The organism is Novosphingobium kunmingense, assembly GCF_002813245.1.
GTDB lineage: Bacteria > Pseudomonadota > Alphaproteobacteria > Sphingomonadales > Sphingomonadaceae > Novosphingobium > Novosphingobium kunmingense.
Genome location: NZ_PHUF01000004.1, coordinates 446,859 through 468,565, shown reverse-complemented (window position 1 = coordinate 468,565; position 21,707 = coordinate 446,859). Strand labels below are relative to the sequence as shown.

Genomic DNA, 21,707 nt, shown 5'->3' with positions numbered 1-21,707 from the left:
GGTCAGGCCTTTTCCAGCGTGCATTGCAGCGGGTGCTGGTTCTGCCGGGCGAAGTCCATCACCTGGTTCACCTTGGTTTCAGCGATTTCGTAGGGGAAGATCCCGCAGACGCCGACGCCCTTCTGGTGGACGTGGAGCATGACCCGGGTCGCCTGCTCGAGGTCCATCGCGAAGAACCGCTTGAGGCACATCACGACGAATTCCATCGGCGTGTAGTCGTCGTTCAGCATCAGCACCTTGAACTGGCTGGGTTTCTTGGGCTTGACCCGCGTCTTGGTCGCGATACCGACCTGGTTCTGCCCACCCGCATCGCTCCCGTTGTCGGGTTCGTCGGCGGCGCGCGGCGGCGTCGGAGTCAGGTATCGGTCGAACTGCATCATCGCAAAATATCGCATCGGCGGGGGGGACTACAACCCTTTGCGGCAAAAGCCTTGCCAAAAGCCGAACGGGCCGGACAGCGCGGCGGCTGTCCGGCCCGGTCAGGTAACCCGCAGCGGCGGCGGGGAGAGGGACCGCCGCGCTGCAGGCAGAGGCTGCCTTAGGCGGCCTGCTTGACCTTTTCGATCGCCAGGCTGACGCGCGTCGACAGCGGGGCGAAGGCTTCGTTGGCCAGCTTGACGACGGCTTCCGAATGCTTCGAACCCGAGGCAACGGCAGCATCGAAGTTGCGGCGCATGATCTCACCCTGCAGCTTGAAGAAGTCGGCGGGGGTCTTCACTGCAGCCAGGTCCTTGATGTCGGCCTGGACGGTTTCGATCGCGCTCTTGCCTTCGGCGACATAGTCCTTGCCCATGTCCTGCAGGCCGGCAGCCAGGATCTTGGTCGATTCGACCATGGCTTCGACGTTGCCCTTGGTGAACTCGCCGGCTTCGCCCATCAGCGCCTTGCTCTTTTCGAAAGCAACCTTGGCGCGGTCCTGCGCTTCGGCAACGGCGTCGTTGATCTTGGCGGTGAAATCTTCGGCGGTGGTCTTGGTCTTGGTCATGACAGTTTCCTTGAGCGTGTTCAGGGTGGGCACCTTGACGGCGGGCTTGGCAGCCTTGGTCACGGCGGGCTTCACAATCTTCTTGGGGGCCGGCTTGATGGCGGCCTTCTTGAGGGCAGGCTTCTTCGCTGCCGGCTTGACCTTCGCCGTCTTGGCGACGGGCGGCTTGGCCGCAGCAGGCTTTGCTACCGCAGCCTTGGGCGCCGCGGGCTGTGCAGCCGGAGCAGGTGCCGGTTCGGCCTTGGCTTCGACAACCGGCTTCGCTTCGACCTTTTCGGCAGCGGCGGCATAGGCCTTTTCCGCAGCAGCTTCGGCCTTTGCGGCGTCGATCTTTGCTTCAGTGGCATCGGCCATCTGTCACATCCTTGTCCTGCCGCAATCGGAAGACGCGGCTTATGTTGCAGTGCACAATCTAGGCATTGCACATGCGAAGTCAAGGATTTTTTGTGCAGTGCAGCATAACTGTAACAGTGGCTGCAAAATGATGGACTTACCGCGCCTTGACGTAGCTGCCTGGCGCATCTTCGATCGCGGTGTCGCCCTTGCCGCCAGGCACGCGCTTGCCCTTGGCCGCGAGCTCCGCATCGTCGCAGGCGCGGATCCATTCGATCCAGTGCGGCCACCAGCTTCCCGGCGACTCGGTCGCGCCGGCAATGAACTGGTCGAAGGTGTCGGCCGGGGCCTCGTTGGTCCAGTACTGGTACTTCCTCGCCGACGGCGGGTTGACCACGCCGGCGATATGCCCTGACCCGGCGAGAAGGAAGGTCTTCGGCCCGCGCAGGTGGTGCATCAGCTTCCACACGCTGGCCGCCGGCGCGATGTGATCTTCGCGCCCGGCCTGGATGTAGGCGGGCGTCTCGATCCGGGTAAGATCGATCGGGGTCCCGTCCGCGATCATCGCGTCGGGCACGACCAGCTTGTTGTCGCGGTAGAGGTCCTTGAGATAGGCCTTGTGCCACTTTGCCGGGAGGTTGGTCACATCGCCGTTCCAGTGGAGCAGGTCGAACGCCGGATAGTCCTCGCCGAGCAGGTAGTTCTTGACGACGTAGTTCCAGATCAGGTCGTTGCCGCGCAACAGGTTGAACGTCGCCGCCATGTAGCGGCCATCGAGATAGCCGGTCTGTTCCGACAGCCTGTCGAGGCTTGCCAGCTGCTTGTCGTCGATGAAGACCTTCAGTTCGCCGCTGTTCTCGAAATCGACCTGGGCAGTGAAGAAGGTCGCGCTCTTCACCTTCTTCGCCTCGCCCCGCCGCGCCATCAGGGCAAGCGTTGCCGCCAGCGTGGTTCCCGCCACGCAATAGCCGATGGTGTGCACGCTCTTGACGCCGAGCCGCTCGCGAACGGTGTCGATCGCCTCGATCTGTGCGCGGATGTAATCGTCCCAGACCACGTCGGCCATGCTCTCGTCGGCCGATTTCCACGACACGACAAACACGGTCAGGCCCTGTTCCACCGCCCAGCGGATGAAGCTTTTCTGGGGGCTGAGATCGAGAATGTAGAACCGGTTGATCCACGGTGGGAAGATCACCAGCGGCACCTCGAGCACCTTGTCGGTGGTCGGGCTGTACTGGATCAGCTGGTATAGCGGGGTCTGGTGGACGACCTTGCCCGGGGTGGTGGCGATGTTCTCGCCGAGCTTGAACGCCTCGGGATCGACGTGAGTCAACTGGCCGCGCTGGAGATCGCCCAGCAGGTGCTCCATGCCCGAGACCAGGTTCTCGCCGCGGGTCGCCAAGGTCTTTTCGACGACCAGCGGGTTGGTCAGCGGGAAGTGCGCCGGGCTCAACGCCTCGACCAGGGTCCGGGCCGCGAACCTGAGCTGCTCGGTTCGGGCTGGATCGTTGGTTTCCAGCGCATCGACCATCGCCATGACCTGTTCGGCCAGCATAAGGTAGGTCTGGTGAACCAGGGCGTAGAACGGCTGGTCGCGCCACTTGGGATCGGCAAAGCGCCGGTCCTTGAGCGGCAAATCGGGCGCTCCTTCGCCGGCCTGGCCAGCCTTGGGACCAATGCCGTACTGGCCCAGCACACCTTCCCACAGCGCCAGGCTGTCTTCCCACATCTTCTTCTGCGTATCGGGGCTGGAAAGCGGCAGCGCCTTTACCCAGCCCTGCATGATGCCCAGCCAGTTGCCCGGATCGCCAAGCATCGATGGCATCTTCTGCGCGTTTGCCGCAATCTGTTCGCGCTGGAAGTCGAACCACAGCATCTGCATCCGCTGGGCTACGCTGGTCCATTGCGCCAGATCCTGCGCCTTCGGCGCTGGATCGGCGGCCGCACCGATCGGCGCGAACAGCGTCTGCGGCATCTTGAACAGTTCGACGATGAAGGATCCCGGATCGGAGGGCTTTTCGTTCATAGGTAAAGGCTCCGTCCCGAACAGCCGTGCGGCACCGGGTTGCATGCCGCTCCTCCGCCTTTCTCCTGCCAGTATTACCGTAGCGTTGCAATTGCCTGCAATTCGACTGGCCCAAGGTAGGACGAAAACAACTGGCGCATTGCCGTGCTATTCCCGATAAGGCGCCCCGCGCGCCGCAAGTGGCGCGAGCACAGTGGAAAGGCCCCATGGAAGACGAGTTCTACCGCATCAAGCGACTGCCGCCCTATGTCATCGCCGAAGTCAACGGCATGCGGGCCGCAGCACGCGCCGCGGGCAAGGACATCATCGACCTGGGAATGGGCAACCCTGATCTGCCTCCGCCAAGCCACGTCATCGACAAGCTGTGTGAGGTGGCGCAAAAGCCCGACGCTCACGGCTATTCCGCGTCGAAGGGCATTCCCGGCATCCGCAAGGCCCAGGCCAACTACTACGGTCGCCGCTTCGGGGTCGATCTCGATCCCGAGAGCGAAGTGGTCATGACCATGGGCTCCAAGGAAGGGCTGGCCAGCCTGGCGACCGCGATCACCGCGCCGGGCGACGTCGTGCTGGCGCCCAACCCCAGCTACCCGATCCACACCTTCGGTTTCATCATCGCCGGTGCGACGATCCGTTCGGTTCCGACCACCCCGGACGAGAACTACTGGCGCTCACTGGAACGGGCGATGGCTTTCACCGTGCCGCGCCCGTCGATCCTGATCGTCAACTATCCCTCGAACCCGACCGCCGAAACGGTCGACCTTGCTTTCTACGAGCGGCTGGTCGCCTGGGCGAAGGAGAACAAGGTCTGGGTTCTGTCGGACCTCGCCTATTCCGAGCTTTATTACGACGGCAATCCGACGGTTTCGATCCTCCAGGTGCCCGGCGCCAAGGATGTGGCGGTCGAGTTCACCTCGATGTCCAAGACCTTTTCGATGGCCGGCTGGCGAGTCGGTTTTGCGGTCGGCAACAAAGGGCTGATCGCCGCGCTGACCCGGGTGAAGAGTTACCTCGATTACGGTGCCTTTACCCCGATCCAGGCGGCGGCCTGCGCCGCGCTCAATGGGCCACAGGACATCGTCGAGATGAACCGCAATCTCTACCAGAAGCGCCGCGACGTGCTGGTCGAAAGCTTCGGCCGCGCCGGATGGGAAATCCCCAGCCCCAAGGCCTCGATGTTCGCCTGGGCGCCGCTGCCCCCGGCGCTGCAACACATGGGCAGCCTCGAGTTTTCGAAGCAACTCCTGACCCATGCCGAGGTCGCGGTCGCTCCCGGCGTTGGCTACGGCGAGGAAGGCGAAGGCTTTGTCCGGATCGCCATGGTCGAAAACGAGCAGCGCCTGCGCCAGGCGGCTCGCAACGTGCGCCGTTATCTGGCCAGCATGGGCGTCAACACCACCGCGGCCTGAGCGCGGCCGCCTGCGATGTGGTTCCTGTAAGCCGATTGGGTTTGCGTCCCAGCCTGCTCTTGCCGAGCAGGTGGGCTTGCCCTGACGAAGGGCGGCCAGGGGACTGTTTGCCTTGCGTAATTTCTGCTGGATCGCGGCGGGCGCAATACCCGCCGCGCTCGATCTGCGCCGGCTGGGCTGGCGGCTGCGTCCCGCCCTGCCACAACCGGGGCAGGACAATCCGTGCCCGATCCTGGCGCTGCCGCACGACTTGCCGTTTCATCGCTGGCTGGCGCTCACTCGGGGCAGGCTCGCGCCGCGCCCGCTGACGCTGGTGCTGGGTATCGACGACCCACTGGAACGTGCGCGGCTGCTGCGGTTGGGCTTTGGCGAAGCCTTGGGCTGGGCATTGTCGCTCGAGGAGCTGGAGGTGCGGGCCGAACAGGTGCTCGAGCGGGCTCAGGCGCTAAACCGCCGGCGGCGCGCGGGGGCGTTGACGCTGGACCTCGTGATGCGCGAGGGTTTCGTCGCGGATCGCCCCTTGCGGTTGTTCCCGCGCGAGTTCGCCCTGCTCTGGCGGCTGAGCGAGGTACCCGGGTTCGGCGTCGCGCAGGATGTGTTGCTGCGCGACGTCTGGGGCCTGTCGTTCCGGCCGGAAACCAACAGTCTGGCTGTCCACGTCAGCCGCCTGCGCGCAAAGCTTCGCCTGGCCGGGATGGAGGGACTGGTCGAAACCCTGGCGGACGGAGGATACCGGCTGGCCGTGACAGTCATGCCGCGCGATTTCACGCTGGACGGCACTACCCGTTTGGGCAAGGAACGGCTGCGACAAGACATCTGAACGGACTAGGGAGAGACCCGATGCGGCAGGAAATGAACCCCGGCGGACGCGTGGCCATCGAGCTGGAGGACAGCGGCGTCGCCCAGGTCCGCCTGATCCGTGCCGACAAGATGAACGCGCTCGATCCCGACATGTTTGCCGCCCTGATCGATGCCGGACACGTCTTGCACGAGATGAAGGGCCTGCGCGCGGTGGTTCTTGCGGGTGAGGGGCGCAGCTTCTGCGCCGGGCTCGACCTCACCAGCATGGCCAATACCGGCCGGCACGAACGCACCCCGCTGACCGAGCGGACCTATGGCAACGCCAACCACGCCCAGCAGGTCGCGATGCTGTGGCGCAAGCTACCGGTGCCGGTGATTGCCGCCGTCCACGGCGTCTGCTTCGGCGGCGGGCTGCAGGTGGCCAGCGGCGCCGATATCCGGGTGGTCGACCCGGCCGCGCGAATGGCGGTGATGGAGATGAAGTGGGGCCTGGTCCCAGACATGGCGGGTTATGCGCTGTGGAAGGGCCTGGTGCGCGACGACGTTCTGCGCGAGCTGACCTTCACCAACCGCGAGTTCACCGGCCAGCAGGCCGGCGAATATGGCTTTGCCACCATCGTCGACGCCAACCCCGTCGCCCGCGCCAGCGCTATCGCGGCCGAGATCGCGGACCGCAACCCCCACGCCCAGCGCGCCGCGAAGCGCCTGTTCAACCGCTACCTCGAGGCCACGACCGACGAGATCCTGATGGCCGAAAGCGTCGAACAGCAGGCGCTTATCGGTTCGAAGAATCAGATCGAGGCGGTGATGAGCCAGATGGAAAAGCGCCAGGCCGCCTACGTCGATCCGTGACCGATTTGGCGATCAGGCCCGATCGGTGTTAAGCTCTGGTCAACAGGGTCGCATCGGGAGGGAACTCGATGCCGTATCGTCACTCGCACTATTATGTCGGATTCGTCCTGGCGGTGATCATGCTGGGCTTCTGGGCCAGCTACTGGTCGATTGCCGCCTCCGTTCGCAACGCATTCCATGTCCATGCGATCAGCGCGATGGCCTGGCTCGGCCTGTTGATCGTCCAGAACCTGTCGATCCAGCGGCGCCATAACGCCCTTCACAAGCGGATGGGCATGGCCAGCCTGGTGCTGTTCCCGTTCCTGATCCTGGGTCTGGTCATGATCATGGACGTCGCGGGCCAGCGTTATGCGGCACAGGAAAGTGCCTTCACGATGCACAACGGCCCGTCGTTCGGGATCGGTACGGGCATCGCCATCGCGGCCTACCTCACGCTCTTCTACCAGGCGCTCAAGAACCGCCGGCGCGTCAAGCTCCACGCCGGTTACATGCTGGCGACCCCGTTGATCCTGTTCGAATCGCCGTTCTCGCGGGTGATGGAGGCTTACCTGCCGTGGATGAACGTGATCGGCAGCGACGATATTCACATCGTTCAGGACACCATCGCCATAAGCGACGGGCTCGTCGCCCTCTTCGCGCTTGTACTCTATTCCCGCGATCGCAGGAACGGCGCGCCGTGGCTCGTCGCGGCCGGCTTCTGTCTGTTTCAGGCGGTTGTGATGTGGTTCGGGCCCTATATCCCGCTGATGGGAACGCTGTTCGGCGCCTATGCGACGATCCCGCTGCCCGTCACTGCCGCCGCCGGGATGGCCGCCGGCATCCTGGCCGGCTGGCTTGGTTGGAAGGCAGGGGCGGCGCCTGTCCGGTCTGCCGCGACGGTAGCCGCCGCCTGACGATCAACCGCGCGGGGCGATCCGGGCGAGATCGCCGGGGGTGTTGATGTTCGCCGTGCCCCCCGGCAGGCGGACCGCGCGGGCGCCGACGCGCTCGGCCAGCGCGATCATCGAATGGCGGCCATCGCCTTCAAGGATCGCCGTTACCGCTTCGGCGGCGTTGACCGGCCACAGGGCAATGACCGGCTGGTCGGCAACATAGGCCGGAGCCGGGGCAAGGCGTTCGGGCAGATCGTCCGGCAGACCCGGCGAATCTACGCCAATGGTCAGCACTTCGGCAAAGCCGTGATCGGAAGCATGGCGCAGCGCGGCAGCTATGCCGCCGAGAGGACCCATGCCGGGACGCGGCCAGTCGGGCAGGGTGGGGACCGAGGCCGCTTCGCGTCCGACCACCACCACGCTGTCGCACCAGACCGCGAGCCGCTCGACTGCCCGGTCCAGCAAGGTCTGCCCATCGAGGGCAGCCAGCGCCTTGTCGCTGCCGAAGCGGGAGGACAGCCCCCCTGCCAGGACCGCGCCCAGCAGCCTCACGCCGTCAGCCGCTCGGCATGCCAGGCGACATGCTCGGCCATGAAGGTCGAGATGAAGAAGTACGAATGGTCGTAACCCGGCTGCATCCGAATCGTCGCCGCGATCCCGGCCTTGCGGCAGGCCATGACCAGCAATCCGGTCTTGAGCTGTTCGTGCAGGAAGTTGTCGGCATCGCCCTGATCGACCAGCAGCGAGGGCAGGCGTGCGCCATCCTCGATCAGGGCGCAGGCGTCGTATGGCCGCCAGGCTGCGCGGTCCTTGCCAAGGTAGCCGCCCAGCGCCTTTTCGCCCCAGGGGCAGTTGATCGGGCTGACGATCGGGGAAAAGGCGCTCACCGAACGGAACCGGCCGGGGTTGCGCAAGGCCACCGTCAGCGCGCCATGCCCGCCCATCGAATGGCCGGTGATGCCCTGGCGCGTCATGTCGGCCATCGGGAATTGCGCGCCGATCAGCGCCGGCAACTCGTCCTCGACATAGCTGCGCATCCGGAAATTGGCCGCCCAGGGCGACTCGGTCGCATCGACGTAGAAACCCGCGCCCATGCCGAAATCGTAGCCTTCGTCGTCGGGCACCGCATCGCCGCGCGGGCTGGTATCGGGGGCGATGAAGATCACCCCGGCCTTCGCGCAGGCGGCGCGGTATTCGCCTTTCTCGGTCACGTTGGCGTGGGTGCAGGTCAGCCCCGACAGGTACCACAGCACCGGCAGCTTCGCGCCTTCGGCATGACCGGGGACGAAGACCGAGAAGGTCATCGCCGTGCGGGTTGTCCGGCTCTGGTGCGTATAGACGCCCTGGGTGCCGCCGTGGCTGCGGTTGCTGCTGACCTGTTCCACGCCGGTCAGAACACCACCACGCTGCGGATCGACTTGCCGGCGTGCATCAGGTCGAAGGCGGTGTTGATCTCCTCCAGCCCCATGACGTGGGTGATCATCGGATCGATCTCGATCTTGCCGGTCATGTACATGTCGACGATCTTGGGTACGTCGGTACGGCCCTTGGCCCCGCCGAAGGCCGTGCCGCGCCAGTTGCGCCCGGTGACGAGCTGGAACGGGCGGGTCGCTATCTCCTTGCCCGCTTCGGCCACGCCGATGATGATCGAGGTGCCCCAGCCGCGGTGGCAGGCTTCCAGCGCGGTGCGCATCACCTCGGTGTTGCCGGTCGCATCGAAGGTGTAGTCGGCCCCGCCGTCGGTCATCTCGACGATCTTCGCAACCACTTCCTCGCGGCTCATGCCCTTGGAATTGAGGAATTGGGTCATGCCGAACTTGCGGCCCCATTCCTCGCGGTCGGGGTTGATATCGACGCCGATGATCGCGTTCGCGCCGGCCAGCCGGGCGCCCTGGATCACGTTGAGGCCGATCCCGCCCAGACCGAAGACTGCCACGTTGTCGCCGACCTGGACCCTGGCGGTGTTTATCACCGCGCCGACGCCCGTGGTCACCCCGCAGCCGATGTAGCAGCTCGACTGGAACGGCGCATCCTCGCGGATTTTGGCCACGGCGATTTCCGGCAGCACGGTGAAGTTCGAGAAGGTCGAACAACCCATGTAGTGAAAGATTGTCTGGCCCTTGTAGGAAAAGCGACTGGTCCCGTCGGGCATCAGCCCCTTGCCCTGGGTGGCGCGGATCGCGGTGCAAAGGTTGGTCTTCCCGCTGAGGCACGATTTGCACTGGCGGCATTCGGGGGTGTAGAGCGGGATTACGTGATCGCCCGGCTTCACGCTGGACGCGCCCGGACCGACCTCGCGCACGATTCCGGCGCCTTCGTGGCCCAGCACCGAAGGGAAGATCCCCTCGCTGTCCAGCCCGTCGAGCGTGTAGGCATCGGTGTGGCAAACGCCCGTCGCCATGATTTCGACCAGCACTTCGCCGGCCTTCGGACCTTCGAGGTCGAGCTCGACAATCTCGAGCGGCTTCTTCGCCTCGAAGGCAACGGCGGCGCGGGTCTTCATGGGATCGGTCTCCGGCAAAAATCGGTGAAGCGGCTCTCTCGCGCATTCGGGTTGCCCTTGGCAAGCCGCGACCGGCAGTCTAGCCCTCCCTGCGATGAAGGCGTTGCGCGATCCCGACCTGCTGCTTGGCGAAGGGCTCGCCGCGATCCGTGCCCAGTTCAAGGTCCCCGCCGGGTTTCCGCCCGCCGTCGATGCCGCGGCAGCCGAAGCGGCCAGGCGCGCGCCGACCGACCATGCCGATCGCACCGGGCTGGCCTTCGTCACGCTCGATCCCGCGACCTCGACCGACCTCGACCAGGCCTTCACGATCGAGGAGGCGGGGGCGGACCTGCTGCTCCACTATGCCATCGCCGATGTCGCCTGGTTCGTCGATGACGGCGACGTCATCGATGCCGAGGCCTGGGCCAGGGGCGAGACATTCTACCTGCCCGACGGGAAGGCCGGGCTCTATCCCCGCGTGCTCGCCGAAGGGGCGGCCAGCCTCCTGCCTGACGGCCCGCGTCCGGCGGTGATCTTAACCACCCGCGTCGCGCCCGATGGTTCGGTGAAACTGGCCGGCGCCGAACGCGCGGTGATCCGCAGCCGCGCCAAATTGGCCTACGATACGGTCCGCGACGATCAGCTGCCCGTTGGCTTCGTCGATCTGGCGGCGCGCATGGCCCGCGCCGAACTGGCCCGCGGCGCCGCGCGCGTCGATCCTCCGGAACAGGAGGTGGAGCAGGACGCCGAGGGTCGGTTCACCCTGCGGATGCGCCCGCTGGCCCTGTCCGAAACGCGCAACGCCGCGCTGTCGCTGGCGACCAACATGGCGGTGGCCGACGCGCTCTACGCGGCGGGCACCGGCCTGTTCCGGGTCATGGCCGAACCCGACGCGGCAGCGGTTGCACGGCTCCGCCACACCGCGCGCGCCTTCGGTCTCGACTGGCCCGCAGACCAGGCCCTCGAACAGTTCGAAGCCGGGCTTGACCAGACCAACCGGGCCGACGCGGCCTTCATGCTGGCGATCCGCCGTGCCGGTAACGGGGCCTCCTACGTGCCCTACGCGCCGGGGGTGAAGCCGTGGCACGCGGCGATGGCGGCCACTTATGCCCATGCCACCGCCCCCTTGCGCCGGCTGGCCGATCGCTACGTCGTCCGCGCCGCGCTTGCGGTGGCCAACGCGCAGGCCGTGCCAGACGCGGTACAGGTTGCCTTCGCCAAACTCGGCCCGGTCATGGCCAGGGCCGATGCCCGCGCCGGCCAGATCGAACGCGCGGTGATCGACCTTGCCGAAGCCGCGATGCTGTCCGGACACGAAGGCAAGAGCTTTTCTGCGATGGTCACCGACCTTGGCGAAGCCGGCGCCCGGATCCAGCTCTGCGATCACCCGATCGTCGCGCGCACCGTCGCCCGCTCGGTCACGCCAGGGGAGAAGATCACCGTCCGCCTCGACCGCGCCGACCCTGCCCGCCGCGAACTGGCCTTCAGCCGCATCGCCTGATCGCGCGCGATGCAAACCGGGTTGCGCGCCCCTTCCGCCTCGGCTAGTGGCGCCTTTCCCGCTTCGGCGGGTTGGATGGCCCGATGGCGGAGTGGTTACGCACCGGACTGCAAATCCGTTTACGCCGGTTCGATTCCGGCTCGGGCCTCCAAGACCGGGAATGCCGCTTTAGCTCAGTCGGTAGAGCACATCATTCGTAATGATGGGGTCACGTGTTCGAGTCACGTAAGCGGCACCACCTTTGTCCTCTTCCGCCAATCCACATTCGCTCATTGCCCTGTGCGGCTCAGGGACTACAACGGTTGCAAATGCAGACCGGAGTGGGACCATGGCAACCAGACTGAGCGCGCACAGCCGCAATCTCGATTGCAGCGAAGCGGAATGGCAGGCGCGGCTGGAACTCGCGGCGTGCTATCGGGTGTTCGATCACCTTGGCTGGTCGGAATCGATCTACAACCACATCTCGGCCAAGGTCCCGGACGAGGATGGCGCGTTCCTGATCAACCCCTTCGGGCTGCTCTATTGCGAGGTCACCGCCTCGAACCTGGTCAAGATCGACATCGACGGCAACACGCTCGACGGCAGCGAATACCCGGTCAACAAGGCGGGCTTCGTCCAGCACTCCTACTTCCACCGCCACGTGCCCTGGGCCCATGCCATCGCCCATTTGCACACAACGGCGACAATGGCGGTGTGCAGCCTCGACGGCGGGCTGCAACCGACCAATTTCTACGCCTGCAACTTTGCCGGGCGGCTCGCCTATCACGATTTCGAGGGGATCACCGTGCGGCCCGAGGAGGGTCAGCGGCTGCTGGCCAATCTTGGCGATCGGCGCATCCTGATGCTGCGGAACCATGGCCCGGTCATTCTCGGCCGGTCGCTGCCCGAGGTGTTCATCCAGCATTGGAGCCTGCAGCGCGCCTGCGAGATCCAGCTGGCGACCATGGCGGCAGGCAAACCGCTGGTCGTCCCCGACGAGGTCGTCGCCGTGCACCAACGCGATCTGTCGCAGGGCGGAGTGCCCGGAACCCAGCCCGGCCGGGCCGATTTCGATGCCTGGGTCCGCAAGATCGACAAGATCGATCGTTCGTGGCGCGACTGAGGATTTCGCCCGCTTGCCCAGCCTGACCGTCAACGACCGCCCGGTCGATTTTCAGCTCGATCCGCAGACCCCGCTGCTGTGGGCGCTGCGCGATGCGGCGAACCTGACCGGCACCAAGTATGGCTGCGGGGTGGGCGATTGCGGCGCCTGCATGGTGCTGGTCGACGGGCAGGCGCTGCGCTCGTGCCTGATCAGCCTGGCCGAGGCCGAAGGGCGCAGCGTGACCACTATCGAAGGACTGTCGGCCGACCGCTCGCACCCGGTGCAGCAGGCCTTCGTCGCCGAGCAGGCGATCCAGTGCGGGTTCTGCACGCCGGGCATGGTGATCGCGGCGGCAGCCTTGCTGGCGCGCAACGCCGACCCGTCGCCCGAAGACATCAAGGCAGCCGTGCCCAACCTGTGCCGCTGCGGAGTCTATCCGCGACTGGTCCGCGCGATCCAGCGCGCCGGGCGGGTGGCGCGCCGGGTCGAGACGATCAGTGCGGCGCCAGCGCCGGGGATCACGCCCGAGGATGCCGCCCGCGCCGTCCCGGCGATGAAGGGTCCATAACGCCGACGAAGCAAAAGCGTGAGGGGGATACTGCCGATGATCGAAGCGCCATTGACCCTGTCCTGCGGCGCCGTTCTGCCCAACCGGCTGGCCAAGGCGGCAATGACCGAGGGGCTGGCCGATCCGTCGGGCCGGCCGACCGCGGCGCTCGAACGGCTCTATGCGGTCTGGGGGAAGGGCGGCTGCGGGCTTTTGCTGTCGGGCAACGTGCTGATCGATGGCGATCATCTCGAACGACCGGGCAACGTGATCATCGATGCTGCTCCCGACGGGGCGATGATCGACGCGCTGCGCCGCTGGACAGCGGCGGCCAAGGCGGACGGCGCGCAGTTCTGGGCGCAGATCAACCACGCCGGGCGCCAGACTACCAAGGTCGTCAATCCCCGCCCCAAGTCGTCCTCGGCGGTCAAGCTGGGGCTGCCGGGGGGCCAGTTCGGCGAGCCGGTGGCGCTGACCGGGGGTGAGATCGAGGACCTGGTCGAACGTTTTGTCCGGGCTTCGCTCGCCTGCCAGGATGGCGGGTTCGACGGGATGCAGGTCCACGCGGCGCATGGTTACCTGATGTCGCAGTTCCTCTCGCCGCGGGTCAACCAGCGAACCGACGAATATGGCGGCAGTCTGGAGAACCGGGCGCGGTTCCTGCTCGACGTGGTGCGGGCGATCCGCGCCGCGGTGCGGCCGGGGTTCGCGGTATCGGTCAAGCTCAACAGCGCCGACTTCCAGAAGGGCGGCTTTGCCTTCGAGGACAGCTTGCAGGTGGCCCAGTGGCTTGAGGCCGAGGGCGTCGACCTTATCGAGATATCGGGCGGAACCTACGAACAGCCGCGGCTCCTTGGCATCGAGGGGATGGAGCCGGTCGAGCAGCCCGGGGTGGCGGCGTCGACCCTGGCGCGCGAGGCCTATTTCGTCGACTTCGCCAAGGCGATGCACGGATCGCTCAAGGTGCCGCTGATGGTCACCGGCGGCTTTCGCACCCGCGCGGCGATGGAAGAGGCCTTGCGCCAGGGCGCGGCCGAGGTGATCGGCCTTGCCCGGCCGCTGTGCGGCCAGCCCGATGGCGCGGCGCGGTTGCTATCCGGGAATGACGCCTTGCCGCGCTACGAAGCCGATCTGCACCTGTTCCCGCCAGCGCTGCGCTTTCTGACCAGGATCAAGCTGCTGCGCGCGCTGGACGGCTTTTCGGGCCAGAACTGGTACTACCGCCAGATCGCCGCGCTGGGCGAGACCGGACAAACCGATCTCGCCGCCAGCGTCATGGACTCGACAAGCTTCGTCAATGCGCACGCCAAGGCCTGGCTCAAGGCCCGGCGTGGCTAGAACTTCACCCGCGCCGTGATCCGCGCGTTGATCGGTTCGCCTGTCGCGATGTTGTTGTCGGTGTGGGCGCTCGGGTAATAGCGCGTGTCGGTCAGGTTCTCGACATTGAGCTGCACCGCGAAACGTTCGCTGACGTCGTAATAGACCGCCGCGTCGAGCCGGGTGAAGGCGGGCAGGGTGACCGCATTGCTGATCGTCGCGTACTGGCTCGACTGGTGGACCACGCCAAGCCCCAGGCCCAGCCGGTCGCTCACGTCATAGCGGGTCCAGGCGCTGGCCTGGTGGCGGGGCAGCTTGTCGAGCTGGCGACCGGCCGGGGCGGCGCTGGTCGCCGAACGGATCTCGCCTTCCTGGTAGGTGTAGGCCAGGGTTGCCGACCAGCTGGGCAGGATCCGGCCCGAAAGCGCGGCCTCCAGGCCCTTGACCCGGCTCGCGCCGGTCAGGACGAAATAGCCTGGGTTGGCTGGATCGGCGACGCGGGTGTTCGACCGGTCGACCTGGAAGGCGGCGGCGGTCAACGCGAGGCCCGGCGCGGCGTCCCACTTGATCCCGAATTCAAGGTTGCGGAAGGCTTCGGGGTCGAGCGTCTGGTAGGCGGCGTCCAGGGTGGAGAACTGGTCACCGGTCTGCGGCAGGAAGCTTTTCGCATAGCTGGCATAGAGCGACAGGTTGGCCTGCGGCTTTACGACCACGCCGAAACGCGGCGACCACTTGCCGTCCTGGCGGGTGGTGGCCAGCGCGGTCAGGCGGTTGAAGGCATCGATCTCGAACCGGTCGTAACGCACGCCGGCGATCACCTGCAGGTAGTCGGTCAGTTCGACCTGGTCCTGGAAATAGGCCGAAAGCGTCGCAACGGAGGATCGCGCGTTGGTGACAAGCCCGGTCCAGCTGGTGCCGGGGATCGTGAGGCTTTGCGCAAGCGGCACGGTGGCGCTCGCTGCGGTGCCCCCGGCCGCCGTCGTGAACAGCACGTTCCGGCGGGTCGATTCGCTGATCTGGCTGCCGCCTTCGATACCCGCCAGCAGCGTGTGGCCGATGCCGGCGGTTTCGCCCTTCCAGACGAGGTTGGCCTGGCCGATCCAGTTGATGCGCTTGCTGCCGCTTTCATAGCCGCTCAGCGTTACCGTGGTGGCGGTGGCCGACGAGGGCAGGATGTTGGCGTAGAGCTTGTCGTAGCTGGCGAACAGGCCCGCGACCGACAGGGTCAGCCCGTCGGCCAGTTCGTGGTCGATCCGGGCCCGGGCGATGTGGGCATCGACCGTGCCCTGGTTGACTTCGGCCGTGCCGAAGAAGGTTTCATCGTAGCCGCGGATCGGGTTGCCGCCGAGCGAGGGTATCCCGCGTTCGATCACGCGGTCGTCGCGGTCGTACTCGTAGGCAAGGGTCAGCGTGGTCGCTTCGCCGAGGCGCGCGCCAAGGGTGGGGGCGACCCCGATGAACTCTCCTTCATAAACGTCGCGGTGATTGGCGAGTTCTTCGTAGGTGCCGTTGAGACGCAGGGCGAGCGTGTCGTTCATCACCAGGTTGGCGTCGGCCGCCACGGACCAGGCGCCGAAGGTATCGACACCGCCCGACAGACCGACGGCATCCGCTTCGAACCCGGCGGACTTGGACACGCGGTTGATGATCCCGCCGCCGCCGCCGCGCCCGAACAGCAGGGCATTGGCGCCTTTCAGGACTTCCACCCGTTCGGTGTTGAACAGCGGGCGATAGTACTGGGCATCGTCGCGCAGCCCGTCGAGGAAGAAATCGGCGGTGCTGCTCTGGCCGCGCAGGACGATCTGGTCACGGTGCCCTTCGCCCTGGCCAAGGACTACGCCGGGAACGTAGCGCAGCGCGTCGTTGAGCGCTTCGACCGCCTGGTCGTTCAGCTGCTCACGCCCGATCGTCGTGACGCTTTGCGGGGTGTCGAGAAGCGGCGTCCCGGTCTTGGTCGCATCGACGTCGTCGATCGCATAGCCTTCGCGCTGGCCATTGACGATGATCGGTGCCTGGCCCGATTCCATTTCGGCGAGGGTCGCGGTATTCGCCATGGTGGCGGTAGGCAGGGCAAGACCAAGGACGGCAGACGACAGCAGGAAACGGCAAGCAGTTTTCATGATTTCCCCGAACACTTATTGCGAGTAATTCTCAATAACGACATTGCCGCTAATGCGAATCGTTCGCATTGGCAAGCGGGAAAATTGCCCGCCCGTCGATTTGCCGATAGGGCGGCCCGAAACGTTCAGGAGGATCCATGAAAGCGACGATCTGGCACAACCAGTCTTGCGGCACGTCCCGCAAGACGCTGGCCATTCTGGAGGAAACGCCCGGGCTTGCCGTGACGGTGATCGAATATCTCAAGACCCCGCCGAGCGCGGACAAGCTGGCGCAGCTCTATCGTGACGCCGGGATCACGCCCCAGCAGGGGCTGCGCCTGCGCGGCACCGACGCCGAAGAACGCGGGCTTCCCCAGGCCGGCGATGCCGAGGTGCTGGCGGCCATGGCGGCGGACCCCAAGCTGGTCGAGCGGCCGCTGGTCGAAACCGACAAGGGCGTGCGGCTGTGCCGGCCCCAGGACCGGGTGCGCGAAATCCTTTGAGAGCCGATCAGCGCGGCTTGATCAGCACTTCGTCGCGGCTCATCCCGCGCAGGCCAAGCACGATCACCGCCGCGCAGAGCAATTCGATCACGGCGAAACCGACCGCGGGCGAATGGCCGTAAAGCCAGACGCCAAGCGCCGGCGCGACGATATAGGCGGCGCCGTTGACCGACGCGACGATGCCGGCGGACTGCCCCTGTTCTGCCCGCGTGACGGCAAGGGAAGCGCCAGCGGTAAAGCCCGGGCGGAACAGCCCGAAGCCCATCGAGGCCAGCGCCACGCCCAGCGTAATCGTGTGAAGATCGCCCGCGACAGCCAGCAGCGCCGTGCCGATGGCGGCTATCACCATGCCTGACAGGCAGGAGGAACGCGGGCCAAGCTGGAACAAGGGAATTACCCCCCATTGCGCCAGCAGCGTCGCCATGGCGCCGGCCATCAAGACCAGGCCGATCGGGCCTGCTCCTGCCGCCGGATCGGCGCGCAGGCCAAGCCGGTCGAGTATGAGGAAGCCGACGATCCCCATCACCGCCGCCTGGGCGTGGCCGCCGACCAGGCCCGCAACCAGCCACGGGCGCAGGCGGTGATCGAACCACGAAAGCTTGGCGACATCGGTGGGCAAGGCGCCCGTTTCGGCATCGCCATGCGCTTCGTCCGGATCGCCGCGTTCGCGCGCGCTGCTGTTCGAATTGGCGCTGAAGGGCGCGGCCATGATGTCGCCGCGCCCGGCAAAGGCCGGCGTATCGTCGGGCAGGCGCAGGCGCAGCGCGACAAGTACGGCAACCCCGATCAGGGCAAAGGCGAGGAACGGACTGACCAGGCCCAGGGCGGGCAGGATCAGCAGTGGCGCAAGCGCTGGGCCGAGTACGGTGCCGAGCCCGAAGCTCGACGAGATCAGCGACAAGGCCTTGGTCCGCTCGGCCCGGCTGGTACGGCTGGCGACATAGGCCTGGACCGCCGGCGGAGCGGCCGATCCGAACCCGCCGTAGAGCGATCGGCACAGCGCGAACGTCAGCAGCGTGGCTGCTCCGCCAAGGAAACCGTGCAGGCCGAGGTAGAGCGTCAGCCCACACAGCGCGAAGCTGGAAATGAAGCCGATCAGCCCGATCGCCATCATCGCCTTGCGGCCGCGCCGGTCGGAGCGACGCGCCCACATCGGCGCACAGGTCATCCACAGCAGCGCCGACCAGGTGTAGGCCAGGCTGATCCAGAAATCCTCGACCTTCAGGGCCGTGCCGATCGAGGGCATGACCGATTGCATCGCGGTGTTGCCTGCCGCCGTCACCAGCATCACCAGGTAAAGCAGCACCAGGCGCCCCGTGGGGAGCGTCGTCGTGGTCACCGGCGCGCTGGCCGCTGGCTGGGCCATCGCGTCCGGAGAGGGCGGGTCGGCGCGATTCATCGCATCTGCGCTAGTCCTGTCTCTCTTGCCTTGCAATGGGCGGTTAAATTTGTGAAATGCGCGGGCCGTTACCCCCTTTCAGGATACCCTTCCCAGCATGACCAGCACCGAGCTTGCCCAGGAGGCATTGCCGCAACGGCTGAAGCGCCGGATCATGCGGAAGCTGGGACCCTGGGGCGTGTTCCTGGAAGGGTTCATCGAACACCCGGTGATGGTCGGATCGATCATTCCGTCCTCGCGCTTCACCATCGCCAAGATGCTGGGGCCGGTGAACTGGAACGAATGCAAGCTGTTCGTCGAATACGGCCCCGGAGTCGGCACCTTCTGCCGCCCGGTGCTGGAGCGGCTGCCGCGTGACGGTTCGCTGATCGTTATCGACACCAACCCGCGCTATATCGAATATCTCAAGGCGACGATCGCCGACAGCCGCTTCACCGCCGTGCTCGGATCGGCGGCCGACGTGGAAGCCATCATCCGCGCCCACGGCCATGCCCATGCCGACTACGTCCTGTCGGGCCTGCCCTTCTCGACCCTGCCTGACGGGGTCGGCGCGGAAATTGCCGCGGCCACGCACCGTGTGCTGCGCCCGGGCGGCGCCTTTCTGGTCTATCAGTTTACAGCGGCTGCGCGCGATTTCATGGCGCGCCATTTCCGCCACATCGATTCGGGCTTCGAACTGCTGAACGTCCTGCCCTGCAAGCTGTTCTGGGGCTGGAAGGAATAGGCCTATTCGAAGGCCCGCGCCGCCGCCTCTGCGCTGGGTCCGGCGAGTTGGCGGTGGCACGCGGCGATGATCGCGACCGAATAGACCGTTGCTATCGCCTGCAGGAAGGCGGCGATCAGATCCTTGACCGCGACCTCTGCTGCGCCCGAGGCGACGAACGACACCAGCAGCCCCAGCACCCCGCCGATCAGCACGTAAAGCACCACGGCGACCACCACCAGCAGCACGAAGAACAGCAGCAGCCGTCCGGCCGATCCCCTGGTCAGCGCCCAGGACCGCGCAATGGCCTTGATCGGATTTCGCTGGTCTTCCACCACCACGACCGGCGTGACCAGAGACGTGCGCAAGAACACCCAGGCGACTCCGGCAATCAGCACCACCGCGACGATCGCCCGCGCCGCCGCCGACACGGCCAGCGCGCCGCCCAGCACCATCAGCGCGGCAATGCCCAGCGCGATGAGTAGTTGCGCGGCGAGTACCGGCAGCACGCTTTGCACGGCGCGCTTCATCGCTTCGCCGACGGTCGGGCGGCTACGGTCGGTAAACAGGGTCAGCATGGTCAGCGTGCAGAGCAGCTGCAGGAGCGCCATGACGACCAGGGCCGGCCAGGCCTTGGTGTAATATTCTCCGAGCAGGGCGAAGGCCGCCTCCGGCGCGGTTCCGCTGGGCGCTTCGGGCGGGGGGAGAAAGGTGGCGAGGGCAAGGTTGGGCAGGGCAACGAAGACCCCGGCCAGGGCCATCAGCACGTCGCGGTTGGCCAGCACCGAAGCGTTGGCGTCCTTCCAGGCCTGGTTGCTGTCGAACTTCACGGCGCGCCCCTTCCAATTGTTGGCTCTTGATAACCACAGCGTTTGTCGCCACGCAACCAGCGCCATGGCCGAAACCCCCCGCGACGATATCGAACTGCGCATCGACCGCGACCAGGTACCCTATCGTGCCGCCCTGGACGCGATGACCGAGCGCAACGCCGCGATCGCCGAAGGGAATGCCCGCGAGTTGGTCTGGCTGCTGGAGCACCCGCCGGTCTACACCGCCGGAACCAGCGCTGCCGCCGACGAACTGCTCGACCCCCGGTTCGAGGTGGTCGAAGCCGGGCGGGGCGGGCGCTATACCTATCATGGTCCGGGCCAGCGGGTCGGCTATGTGCTGCTCGACCTGCGCAAGCGCGCGCGCGACGTGCGCGGCTTCGTTCATGCGCTGGAAGGCTGGGTCATCGCGACGCTTGGCGATTTCGGCGTCGAAAGCTGGCGTGCGGACGGGCGGATCGGAATCTGGACTCGCGACGTCGACGGGCGCGAGGCGAAGATTGGCGCGATCGGCGTGCGGATCCGGCGCTGGGTCACGATGCACGGCTTTTCGGTCAACCTGTCGCCCGACCTGTCGCATTTCGGCGGGATCGTGCCCTGCGGGATCGATGAATTCGGCGTCACCAGCCTTGAGCGGCTGGGGGTGCAGCTTGATTTTGCAGCCTGGGATCGGGCATTGCTGGCGCGCATGGACGATTTCCTCGCCCTGCTAGACAGCCCCTGTCCAAAGGAATGATCCACCCATGAACCGTGCCGCAGCCGCCAGCCTCGCCGTCGTCCTGGCGCTTTCCGGCTGCGGCAAGAGCGAACGCGAAGCCGGCGGCAAGGCCGAGGGCGAGGTTCTGCCCGGATCGGTCAGCGACGCCATGCTGCCTTACGATCAGGTCAAGTCGCAGCCGCCGCTCGCCCCCGCGACCGGCACAGCGCGGACCAAGGGCCAGGACCCGTCTGCCAGCAGTCGCGACGATAGCCCTGCGGCCGCCGCATCGGAGGCAGCGCCCAGCCCGTCGGCATCGGCCAGCCCGACACCGGCAGCGACCGCCGAATAGGGCCTTCCCGGGCAACCCTCCGGGTCGCGCAGCCGGACGGCGGACGAGCAGCTATTCGGCGCTTGCCAGCACGCGCAGCGCCAGTTGCAGATGCGGCCGGTCGATCATCTTTCCACCGATCTGCAAGGCGCCCGCATCGGGGCTCTCGGCAAAGGCCGAAACGATCGCCTGCGCCTCGGCCAGTTCGGCCGTCGAGGGGGTAAAGGCGGCGTTGATCACCGCGACCTGCGCGGGATGGATAGCGAGCATTCCGGCAAACCCGTCGGCCCGCGCCGCTTCGGCCGCGGCCTGCAATCCCGCCGCATCGCCAAAGTCGGCGTGGAGCGTGTCGATCGCTGCAACGCCCAGCGCATGGGCAGCGAGCAGGGCCTGGCTGCGCACCATCCTGAAGGTGTCGGTCCACGCCCCTCCCGCGTCGCGCTTGCGGGTCGCGCCGATGGCGGCCGAGAGGTCTTCGGCGCCCCAGGTCAGGCCGGCCAGGCGGGGCAGGGTCGATCCGACATAGGCCGGGATGGTCAGCGCCGCCGCGGCGGTTTCGCTGACCAGCGGCATGATGCGGGTCGATCCGATGGCCAGGCCGTGCCGGGCTTCAAGCGCATCGAGTTCGGCAGAGACCAGCGCCACGGTGTCGGGACCTGCCGACTTGGGCACCACGATCCCATCGGGCGCGCCGGGCAGGACGGCGGCCAGATCCTCGCGCCACCAGTCGGTGTCGAGGGCGTTGATCCGCACCCAGCGTCCGGCCCGTTCGCCATGCTCCTTCAGCCAGGCACAGGTCAGCTCGCGGGCGGCGGGTTTGCGCTCCGGCACCACCGAGTCCTCGAGATCGACGATCAGCACGTCGGCACCGGCGGACGGCGCCTTGCCCAGCTTCTTTGCGCTGTCGCCCGGCACGAACAGCCAGGATCGGATAGCCATGCC

Annotated in this window: 22 protein-coding genes and 2 tRNA genes; 14 read left to right on the top strand and 10 right to left on the bottom strand. The window is 66.5% G+C overall.

From position 1 onward, the window contains the following. Positions 1 to 2 precede the first annotated feature (2 nt). The 3 genes from clpS to B0I00_RS11685 form a co-directional block, all read right to left on the bottom strand. Complete coding sequence (gene clpS / locus B0I00_RS11695) at positions 3 to 395, bottom strand: ATP-dependent Clp protease adapter ClpS (RefSeq protein ID WP_232730213.1); 393 nt, start codon at positions 393 to 395, stop codon at positions 3 to 5. 143 nt (positions 396 to 538) lie between these two features. Continuing rightward, positions 539 to 1,339: a phasin family protein gene (locus tag B0I00_RS11690; protein WP_100867550.1), complete on the bottom strand. Its 801-nt coding sequence runs from the start codon at positions 1,337 to 1,339 to the stop codon at positions 539 to 541. A gap of 136 nt (positions 1,340 to 1,475) precedes the next feature. Continuing rightward, positions 1,476 to 3,344, bottom strand: coding sequence for a PHA/PHB synthase family protein (locus B0I00_RS11685; RefSeq protein WP_100867549.1), 1,869 nt, complete (start codon positions 3,342 to 3,344; stop codon positions 1,476 to 1,478). Between the two features lie 206 nt (positions 3,345 to 3,550). On the opposite strand from B0I00_RS11685, the gene B0I00_RS11680 reads away from it, so the two are divergent. From B0I00_RS11680 to B0I00_RS11665, 4 genes are all read left to right on the top strand, one after another. Next, positions 3,551 to 4,750 (top strand): LL-diaminopimelate aminotransferase, encoded by a 1,200-nt coding sequence (locus B0I00_RS11680; protein ID WP_100867548.1) that lies wholly within the window; start codon positions 3,551 to 3,553, stop codon positions 4,748 to 4,750. Between the two features lie 112 nt (positions 4,751 to 4,862). Then, the gene (locus B0I00_RS11675) at positions 4,863 to 5,570 is read left to right on the top strand and encodes a winged helix-turn-helix domain-containing protein (RefSeq protein WP_100867547.1); all 708 of its coding nucleotides are present in this window, start codon (positions 4,863 to 4,865) and stop codon (positions 5,568 to 5,570) included. Positions 5,571 to 5,590: 20 nt separating this feature from the next. Further along, complete coding sequence (locus tag B0I00_RS11670; RefSeq protein WP_232730212.1) at positions 5,591 to 6,403, top strand: crotonase/enoyl-CoA hydratase family protein; 813 nt, start codon at positions 5,591 to 5,593, stop codon at positions 6,401 to 6,403. 68 nt (positions 6,404 to 6,471) lie between these two features. Then, entirely contained in the window at positions 6,472 to 7,296 is an 825-nt protein-coding gene (locus tag B0I00_RS11665) for a hypothetical protein (protein WP_100867546.1), read from the top strand. Positions 7,297 to 7,299: 3 nt separating this feature from the next. Here B0I00_RS11665 and mobA read toward each other — a convergent pair whose 3' ends face one another. Genes mobA through B0I00_RS11650 form a run of 3 tightly spaced genes read right to left on the bottom strand, consistent with a single transcriptional unit; the run spans position 7,300 to position 9,778 of the window. Beyond that, positions 7,300 to 7,827, bottom strand: a complete 528-nt coding sequence (gene mobA / locus B0I00_RS11660) for a molybdenum cofactor guanylyltransferase (protein WP_100867545.1) — start codon at positions 7,825 to 7,827, stop codon at positions 7,300 to 7,302. Next, positions 7,824 to 8,660: an S-formylglutathione hydrolase gene (fghA, locus tag B0I00_RS11655; RefSeq protein WP_100867544.1), complete on the bottom strand. Its 837-nt coding sequence runs from the start codon at positions 8,658 to 8,660 to the stop codon at positions 7,824 to 7,826. The genes mobA and fghA overlap by 4 nt, the downstream gene beginning before the upstream one ends. A gap of 5 nt (positions 8,661 to 8,665) precedes the next feature. Next, on the bottom strand, positions 8,666 to 9,778 hold the full coding sequence (locus B0I00_RS11650; protein ID WP_100867543.1) for an S-(hydroxymethyl)glutathione dehydrogenase/class III alcohol dehydrogenase: 1,113 nt from the start codon (positions 9,776 to 9,778) through the stop codon (positions 8,666 to 8,668). 94 nt (positions 9,779 to 9,872) lie between these two features. Here B0I00_RS11650 and B0I00_RS11645 point away from each other — a divergent pair, with 94 nt between their 5' ends. From B0I00_RS11645 to B0I00_RS11620, 6 genes are all read left to right on the top strand, one after another. After that, positions 9,873 to 11,258, top strand: a complete 1,386-nt coding sequence (locus tag B0I00_RS11645; RefSeq protein ID WP_100867542.1) for an RNB domain-containing ribonuclease — start codon at positions 9,873 to 9,875, stop codon at positions 11,256 to 11,258. A gap of 77 nt (positions 11,259 to 11,335) precedes the next feature. Then, positions 11,336 to 11,409: transfer RNA gene (locus tag B0I00_RS11640), tRNA-Cys, on the top strand. Between the two features lie 11 nt (positions 11,410 to 11,420). Then, positions 11,421 to 11,496: transfer RNA gene (locus B0I00_RS11635), tRNA-Thr, on the top strand. 90 nt (positions 11,497 to 11,586) lie between these two features. Continuing rightward, a complete protein-coding gene (locus tag B0I00_RS11630; protein WP_100867541.1) occupies positions 11,587 to 12,360 on the top strand; it encodes a class II aldolase/adducin family protein in 774 nt (257 codons plus the stop codon). Between the two features lie 13 nt (positions 12,361 to 12,373). Continuing rightward, a complete protein-coding gene (locus B0I00_RS11625; RefSeq protein WP_100867540.1) occupies positions 12,374 to 12,910 on the top strand; it encodes a (2Fe-2S)-binding protein in 537 nt (178 codons plus the stop codon). Positions 12,911 to 12,946: 36 nt separating this feature from the next. Further along, a complete protein-coding gene (locus tag B0I00_RS11620) occupies positions 12,947 to 14,227 on the top strand; it encodes an NADH:flavin oxidoreductase/NADH oxidase family protein (RefSeq protein ID WP_100867539.1) in 1,281 nt (426 codons plus the stop codon). Here the strand turns inward: B0I00_RS11620 and B0I00_RS11615 are convergent. Beyond that, positions 14,224 to 16,326 (bottom strand): TonB-dependent receptor, encoded by a 2,103-nt coding sequence (locus tag B0I00_RS11615; protein ID WP_100867538.1) that lies wholly within the window; start codon positions 16,324 to 16,326, stop codon positions 14,224 to 14,226. The two genes, B0I00_RS11620 and B0I00_RS11615, sit on opposite strands and share 4 nt — an antisense overlap. Before the next feature lie 137 nt (positions 16,327 to 16,463). On the opposite strand from B0I00_RS11615, the gene B0I00_RS11610 reads away from it, so the two are divergent. Continuing rightward, on the top strand, positions 16,464 to 16,808 hold the full coding sequence (locus tag B0I00_RS11610) for an arsenate reductase family protein (RefSeq protein WP_100867537.1): 345 nt from the start codon (positions 16,464 to 16,466) through the stop codon (positions 16,806 to 16,808). A gap of 7 nt (positions 16,809 to 16,815) precedes the next feature. Here B0I00_RS11610 and B0I00_RS11605 read toward each other — a convergent pair whose 3' ends face one another. Continuing rightward, complete coding sequence (locus tag B0I00_RS11605; protein ID WP_408635237.1) at positions 16,816 to 18,174, bottom strand: MFS transporter; 1,359 nt, start codon at positions 18,172 to 18,174, stop codon at positions 16,816 to 16,818. A gap of 130 nt (positions 18,175 to 18,304) precedes the next feature. Here B0I00_RS11605 and B0I00_RS11600 point away from each other — a divergent pair, with 130 nt between their 5' ends. Beyond that, positions 18,305 to 18,931, top strand: a complete 627-nt coding sequence (locus B0I00_RS11600) for a class I SAM-dependent methyltransferase (RefSeq protein ID WP_100867536.1) — start codon at positions 18,305 to 18,307, stop codon at positions 18,929 to 18,931. Between the two features lie 2 nt (positions 18,932 to 18,933). Here the strand turns inward: B0I00_RS11600 and B0I00_RS11595 are convergent, their stop codons facing one another. Continuing rightward, complete coding sequence (locus tag B0I00_RS11595; protein ID WP_100867535.1) at positions 18,934 to 19,740, bottom strand: glycerophosphoryl diester phosphodiesterase membrane domain-containing protein; 807 nt, start codon at positions 19,738 to 19,740, stop codon at positions 18,934 to 18,936. A 64-nt stretch (positions 19,741 to 19,804) separates the two neighbouring features. Between B0I00_RS11595 and lipB the strand changes: the two genes are divergently transcribed. After that, on the top strand, positions 19,805 to 20,473 hold the full coding sequence (gene lipB, locus B0I00_RS11590) for a lipoyl(octanoyl) transferase LipB (RefSeq protein ID WP_100867534.1): 669 nt from the start codon (positions 19,805 to 19,807) through the stop codon (positions 20,471 to 20,473). A 7-nt stretch (positions 20,474 to 20,480) separates the two neighbouring features. Continuing rightward, positions 20,481 to 20,786 (top strand): hypothetical protein, encoded by a 306-nt coding sequence (locus B0I00_RS11585; protein ID WP_100867533.1) that lies wholly within the window; start codon positions 20,481 to 20,483, stop codon positions 20,784 to 20,786. A gap of 51 nt (positions 20,787 to 20,837) precedes the next feature. Here the strand turns inward: B0I00_RS11585 and B0I00_RS11580 are convergent, their stop codons facing one another. Then, complete coding sequence (locus B0I00_RS11580; protein WP_100867532.1) at positions 20,838 to 21,704, bottom strand: HpcH/HpaI aldolase/citrate lyase family protein; 867 nt, start codon at positions 21,702 to 21,704, stop codon at positions 20,838 to 20,840. Between the last annotated feature and the right edge of the window lie 3 nt (positions 21,705 to 21,707).

What these genes read in the sequence shown, in the direction of transcription:
- B0I00_RS11605 (WP_408635237.1), bottom strand. Translation starts at nt 18,174, where the DNA reads ATGGCCCAGCCAGCGGCCAGCGCGCCGGTGACCACGACGACGCTCCCC.
- clpS (WP_232730213.1), bottom strand. Translation starts at nt 395, where the DNA reads ATGCGATATTTTGCGATGATGCAGTTCGACCGATACCTGACTCCGACG.
- B0I00_RS11650 (WP_100867543.1), bottom strand. Translation starts at nt 9,778, where the DNA reads ATGAAGACCCGCGCCGCCGTTGCCTTCGAGGCGAAGAAGCCGCTCGAG.
- B0I00_RS11645 (WP_100867542.1), top strand. Translation starts at nt 9,873, where the DNA reads ATGAAGGCGTTGCGCGATCCCGACCTGCTGCTTGGCGAAGGGCTCGCC.
- B0I00_RS11600 (WP_100867536.1), top strand. Translation starts at nt 18,305, where the DNA reads ATGACCAGCACCGAGCTTGCCCAGGAGGCATTGCCGCAACGGCTGAAG.
- B0I00_RS11610 (WP_100867537.1), top strand. Translation starts at nt 16,464, where the DNA reads ATGAAAGCGACGATCTGGCACAACCAGTCTTGCGGCACGTCCCGCAAG.
- B0I00_RS11690 (WP_100867550.1), bottom strand. Translation starts at nt 1,339, where the DNA reads ATGGCCGATGCCACTGAAGCAAAGATCGACGCCGCAAAGGCCGAAGCT.
- B0I00_RS11585 (WP_100867533.1), top strand. Translation starts at nt 20,481, where the DNA reads ATGAACCGTGCCGCAGCCGCCAGCCTCGCCGTCGTCCTGGCGCTTTCC.
- B0I00_RS11620 (WP_100867539.1), top strand. Translation starts at nt 12,947, where the DNA reads ATGATCGAAGCGCCATTGACCCTGTCCTGCGGCGCCGTTCTGCCCAAC.
- B0I00_RS11670 (WP_232730212.1), top strand. Translation starts at nt 5,591, where the DNA reads ATGCGGCAGGAAATGAACCCCGGCGGACGCGTGGCCATCGAGCTGGAG.
- B0I00_RS11685 (WP_100867549.1), bottom strand. Translation starts at nt 3,344, where the DNA reads ATGAACGAAAAGCCCTCCGATCCGGGATCCTTCATCGTCGAACTGTTC.
- B0I00_RS11615 (WP_100867538.1), bottom strand. Translation starts at nt 16,326, where the DNA reads ATGAAAACTGCTTGCCGTTTCCTGCTGTCGTCTGCCGTCCTTGGTCTT.
- B0I00_RS11580 (WP_100867532.1), bottom strand. Translation starts at nt 21,704, where the DNA reads ATGGCTATCCGATCCTGGCTGTTCGTGCCGGGCGACAGCGCAAAGAAG.
- lipB (WP_100867534.1), top strand. Translation starts at nt 19,805, where the DNA reads ATGGCCGAAACCCCCCGCGACGATATCGAACTGCGCATCGACCGCGAC.
- B0I00_RS11680 (WP_100867548.1), top strand. Translation starts at nt 3,551, where the DNA reads ATGGAAGACGAGTTCTACCGCATCAAGCGACTGCCGCCCTATGTCATC.
- B0I00_RS11665 (WP_100867546.1), top strand. Translation starts at nt 6,472, where the DNA reads ATGCCGTATCGTCACTCGCACTATTATGTCGGATTCGTCCTGGCGGTG.
- B0I00_RS11630 (WP_100867541.1), top strand. Translation starts at nt 11,587, where the DNA reads ATGGCAACCAGACTGAGCGCGCACAGCCGCAATCTCGATTGCAGCGAA.